Raw genomic sequence first — 1,921 nt, 5'->3', positions numbered from 1 at the left:
GGGCGCGGCGCGAAGGGCGCGAAACGCGGCTGTACCGGGGCCAGCGCCTCGCCCGCGCCTTCGGGGCGGGCGATCGCCGGCAGCGCGATCCGGAACGCCCCGAGCAGCGCCGCCGCGAGGTCGGGGCAGAGGTGGCTTTCGCCGGTCGGATTGCCGTCGGCGTCGAGCGCAAGTTGCACGATCCCGCCGCCCGAGCAGAGCACCGCGACCTGACCGCCAACCATGGTCTGGCCGCGCGCGGACGCGGCGGCGACGCCCATCGCCGTCAGGGCGACGGCGAGGACAAGGGCAACGAGGCGCTGGACCGGTCCGCGGCACATGACCCGTTCATAGGCCCGCGCGGGCGCGATGGAAAGGGCCGCGCCCCGCGCGCAAAGGTCGCGGCCGGGCAGGGGCCGAAAAAGCAACGGCCCCGCCGAGGCGGGGCCATGTGCGAAGCTGGTAGCGGATCGGCTCAGGCCGCGGCGCGGGCCTTGGCGACATCCTTCTTGATCTTCAGCGCCCGGACGGACAGCTCGTCGTCCTTCGCCTTCGCAAGGAAGGCGTCGAGCCCGCCGCGGTGATCGACGGAGCGCAGCGCGGCCGCCGAGATGCGCAGCGTGAACGACTGGCCGAGCACGTCGGAGATCAGCGTGACGTCGTTCAGGTTCGGCAGGAAGCGGCGCCGCGTCTTGTTGTTCGCGTGGCTCACGTTGTTGCCCGTCATCGGGCCCTTACCGGTCAGTTCGCAGACGCGGGACATTGGGTTATTCCTTCACAGCTTGGGCTTCGGCCCGGCGTTCCGATAAAGCGAAGGCACGCCGCCTGAGCGGGGGCCCGAATTCCGTCCGCGCCGTCTAATGCCATTGCCGGGCGGCGTCAAGCGATTCATCCGACCGGCCCCGCAGCCGGATCGCCACTGGACAGGGCGCCCCTGCGCGGCCATGCTCGCTTCCCATGCCGCACGATCACTCCGACCACGAGCATCCGCATTCGCTCCTGCCCTCCAACCCCGCGCTGAGGGTGAAGGCACTGGAGACGATCCTCGTCGCAAAGGGTCTCGTGGACCCGGCCGCGATGGAGGCGATCCTCGACACCTACGAGCACAAGGTCGGGCCGCATCTCGGCGCCGCCGTCGTGGCGCGGGTCTGGACCGATCCGGCATTCCGCACGCGGCTCCTCGCCGACGCCACCGCCGCCGTTGCCGAACTGGGCATCTCCGGCCGGCAGGGCGAGCATGTCGTGGCGGTGGAGAACACGCCCGAGACGCACAACATGGTCGTCTGCACGCTCTGTTCCTGCTACCCGTGGCCGCTTCTCGGCATCCCGCCCGGCTGGTACAAGTCCGACGCCTACCGCGCCCGCGCGGTGCGCGAACCGCGCAAGATCCTGGCCGAGTTCGGCGTGACGCTGCCGGAAGGCCAGAAGGTGCGTGTCTGGGATTCAACGGCCGAGGTCCGCTATCTGGTGGTCCCGATGCGCCCCGAGGGCACGGAGGGCATGGACGCGGCGGCGCTCGCGGCCCTCGTCACCCGGGATTCGATGATCGGCACCGGCCTGCCGGAGCGTCCCCGGTGACCCGCGTCCACGACATGGGCGGGCGCTGGGGCGACGGGCCGGTGATGCCCGAGCCGCAGGGGACCGTGCCCTTCGCCGAGGATTGGCACCGCACCGCGCTGGCGCTGACGCTCGCCGCCGGGGGCCTCGGGCAATGGTCGATCGACGCCTCGCGCCACGCCCGCGAGAGCCTCGCGCCGAAGGATTACGCGCGGTTTTCCTACTACGAGAAATGGCTTGCCGCCCTCGCCGACCTCCTGGTGGCGAAGGGCCTCGTCAGCGAGGCGGAACTGGCCTCCGGCACGGCGGCCCCCGCCCTGCCGCACCCGAAGCTTTTCCGCGCCGGGGCGGTGGCGCCCGCACTCGCCCGCGGCACACCCTACGC

At 71.8% G+C, this 1,921-nt stretch carries 3 protein-coding genes and 1 pseudogene; 2 read left to right on the top strand and 2 right to left on the bottom strand.

Annotation, left to right across the window (positions count from 1 at the left end; translation table 11 throughout):
• Both F9K34_RS18860 and rpmB read right to left on the bottom strand, forming a co-directional pair.
• The coding region (locus tag F9K34_RS18860) for a hypothetical protein (protein ID WP_291338633.1) at positions 1 to 320 on the bottom strand (320 nt) is incomplete at its 3' end.
• Between the two features lie 134 nt (positions 321 to 454).
• Positions 455 to 742: a 50S ribosomal protein L28 gene (rpmB, locus tag F9K34_RS18855; RefSeq protein ID WP_291338632.1), complete on the bottom strand. Its 288-nt coding sequence runs from the start codon at positions 740 to 742 to the stop codon at positions 455 to 457.
• Between the two features lie 194 nt (positions 743 to 936).
• Between rpmB and nthA the strand changes: the two genes are divergently transcribed.
• Positions 937 to 1,557 (top strand): nitrile hydratase subunit alpha, encoded by a 621-nt coding sequence (gene nthA / locus F9K34_RS18850; RefSeq protein WP_291338631.1) that lies wholly within the window; start codon positions 937 to 939, stop codon positions 1,555 to 1,557.
• A pseudogene (locus tag F9K34_RS18845) lies at positions 1,554 to 1,921 on the top strand (SH3-like domain-containing protein); the annotation flags it as partial. The gene nthA and the pseudogene F9K34_RS18845, both read left to right, overlap by 4 nt.

It is taken from the genome of Albidovulum sp. (genome assembly GCF_008933605.1).
Taxonomy (GTDB): Bacteria; Pseudomonadota; Alphaproteobacteria; order Rhodobacterales; family Rhodobacteraceae; genus Albidovulum.
The sequence above is the reverse complement of the archived record's forward strand: the minus strand, read 5'-3'. Positions and strand labels throughout refer to the sequence as shown.

What these genes read in the sequence shown, in the direction of transcription:
- rpmB (WP_291338632.1), bottom strand. Translation starts at nt 742, where the DNA reads ATGTCCCGCGTCTGCGAACTGACCGGTAAGGGCCCGATGACGGGCAAC.
- nthA (WP_291338631.1), top strand. Translation starts at nt 937, where the DNA reads ATGCCGCACGATCACTCCGACCACGAGCATCCGCATTCGCTCCTGCCC.